Here is a 2,899-nt window from a genome sequence, read left to right on the forward strand (position 1 = left end):
GAACAAACGCTGAAATTACCGGCTTCCCAGCCTTATCTTCAGGAGGCTGATCAGCGTATAAGCACATGGAACTCCAATGCTGTTCAATTCTGGCCTGCTTTTTGGCATCAGATAAGTAATCACCCAAACCATTGGGTTGGCGATTGTAGTAACAAAGTGTTGGCTATGGACGGTGATAGCACGCCTGAAAAATACAAACCAGAAGTCCTCAAGATACGGGCTAAGACGCTGGATCGGAGCACGAACTATGAGAAACTGGAAAGGCCAAAATTTAATGATCATGAAATTTTTAATACGCGGAATCCTTCTTCCTGGATGTATCGTTGGTGGGCAGAGGATATAAATGTGTCTGCCAGGGGTGATATCGAACATATTGATCTTAATGATCAACACATTCAGGGGTTCGAGACCCTCATACCTGATCGGTTACCGGGGCCTGACCAGACACTGATATTAACCAGAGATCAAACGCTGGCGACTGTTAAGCGGTCATCGAAGAAGGGTAAATATGCATTGCCCAGCCTCACTCCTGACGACTACATCGTGGCCTTGCGCATGAAACCTGATCTCCCATTTACCCTGATCAGGGATCATTATACCGGGCTTCACACACTGTTGACTCCTCAGGCTAAAACCAGGCAGCCTATTCAGTTTACTTATGTCGTACAACCCGGAGAACCGGGCAAAAAAGCACCTGTTAAAGAAGCCAGACCCGAACCATCAACATGGCTTGACAGCCACTGTTCAAAAGGTATGAAAAAAGTTCTGAGCAAAGTGTTTGTGACCATTAAGCATCAACGACCCAAAGCACGGGCGGGTTTGCAGAAAATAAAAAACGCCAAAAACAAGGAGCAACGAATCAGAGCGATCACTGACTATTGCAAACAGTTTTCCGGTAGGATCGAACCAAAAGATGAGGAAAATTTCTTTCAATTCCTCGTAACACGGCAACAAGGTAGCTGTCGTCATCGTGTACCTGTTTTTATTGCTTTTTGTCGTTATTTCGGAATTCCATGTCGGCAAATTAAAAACCAAAGACACAGCTTTGCTGAGTATTCCCGGGATGGAGGCCAGACTTGGGAGTCTGCAGATTTAGGCGGGGCACCAGTAGAGAGGACAAAAATCACACCTGACTTTCAGCCCATCAGAAAGCTCCCTGATTCCAGTACTGAGCTAAAGAAGAGCAAGGATCTTCTGAAAGATCTCCTGAAAGGGGCTGATTTAGCACAACAGCGAGCTCTGGCTAAAGCCTGTGGACTGAGCCTTGAGGAACTGAACAAACCTCTTGAGACAAAAAGTCTGTTGCCAGAAACCAATCTAAGTACCTCCGAAATACTAAAGAACCTATGGGAGGAAAAAGATCTGGCCAGTTTTTCCATGGGTGTTTCAATTATCGAGTCGCTGGAGCCAGGAGCATTGGGCTATTACGAGAGCGAAGTTAAACCGATATCGAAGGCATTAAGAAAAATATTATACGACAGCGATGAAAATCAGGTCACTGAACAACTCAAGTTGCTCCATTCAAAAATGATGCTTCAGGGCGGAGCAATCATTGACCTGTGGTTGTACTTAATTGTGAAAACACTGAGAGGCAGTGACTTAATGAAACCTTCGGTCATTCATTTTGCCCTTGAAGTCATGGAATCGGGTTGGTTGGATCCACTGCCGATTTATGAGGGCTCTATTATAGATGCTGCTCGACATCATCAGATGTTGGTGTGTCTGGAAGCTGTCGATGAACTGAAGGCTAAAGCCAGCCAGTGTCTAACAAAGTTTTATAGGCAACTATTGTCCAGGGAAAAAAATAGCCAGGTATGGCAGTTGGCTTATAAAGGATTCCAAAAGAGCAAAGGTACTACCCTGCTCGTGACTCATTGTCATGATGGTTTTTCGCCATACCTTGAAAAGAAAATTGCCAGCTCCTCAATGCAACCCGCCTGGACGTTCGAACCTGAGGGCATTCCAAATATAGAGCGAATGCTGGTGCGCCGTCCCGCGTTTCCGAAATTTGTCTCGGACAAGACCCATCACCGTCCGGTGATTATCATGGGACAAGTGGCCTTGCCCGAGGAAGTAATTGATACAAAAGCTGCAGCCCTGCTTCAAATGAGAGCTGAGAAGCGCCCGGAATTAAAGAAGATATTACAAAAAGTCAGTACCTGTAAGGCAACGAGAATACGACATCGTCAAGCTCTGAGAGCATTGAAAATTCCGGAGAGAAATATTGTTGATGCGTCAACGGGCAAATGCAAGCGAGCGATTGTACACGCCTTTTGTCATTATCTTCATGGATTGACAAACTCGCAAGGCGGTAGCTTAACGTTTTGTTGGGCCGCTGCTAACGTTGGGTGCGACACTGGCGAAATGAACGAGTATGGTGCTCATGATCCATCCTCACCACTAGAGCTGTTTGCCATGATGGATGATATTGATAGTTGTTTCATTTTTCAAGATTCTGTTAATAATGCTTGCTTACGGCAGGCACATAACGCCGTTAACGCTCTGGTGCTCAAAAACGATGATATGGACAAAATTGCCGAAGAGTTTATTAACAGCGTGAATCTGAATTCGATTTGTGACGCATTGGATACATGATACCAGTCTGGCCATGATGAGTTTTTCGAGATTGGTCAATTCCTTCCACGGCAACGAACAACTATCAAAATTGAACTTTCGTACTACATAAAGGTCAAATGATTAAACAGTTTCAACTTAATCCTTTATATGGTTGTAGGGAGGTTAACTATGGATGGTCATATTGGTGGAGAAATAAATAAAGCCTTTCGTAATAACGGCGTTCCTGATAATAGCATTCCGGCCAAAAGAGCAAAGCTGGATGAACCCATTGCAAAGGTCTGCTCTGAGGTAACGGCCAAACTCAATCTATCGTCATCTCCGA

The 2,899-nt window shown here is 44.7% G+C and carries 1 protein-coding gene; it reads left to right on the plus strand.

Annotated elements, in window-relative coordinates:
- On the plus strand, window positions 1–2,595 hold a 2,595-nt coding region (locus tag KDK19_RS11385), incomplete at its 5' end, for a transglutaminase-like domain-containing protein (protein WP_257291992.1).
- Window positions 2,596–2,899 lie beyond the last annotated feature (304 nt).

The sequence above is a fragment of the Endozoicomonas sp. ONNA1 genome, from assembly GCF_024606325.1.
Taxonomy (GTDB): domain Bacteria; phylum Pseudomonadota; class Gammaproteobacteria; order Pseudomonadales; family Endozoicomonadaceae; genus Endozoicomonas_A.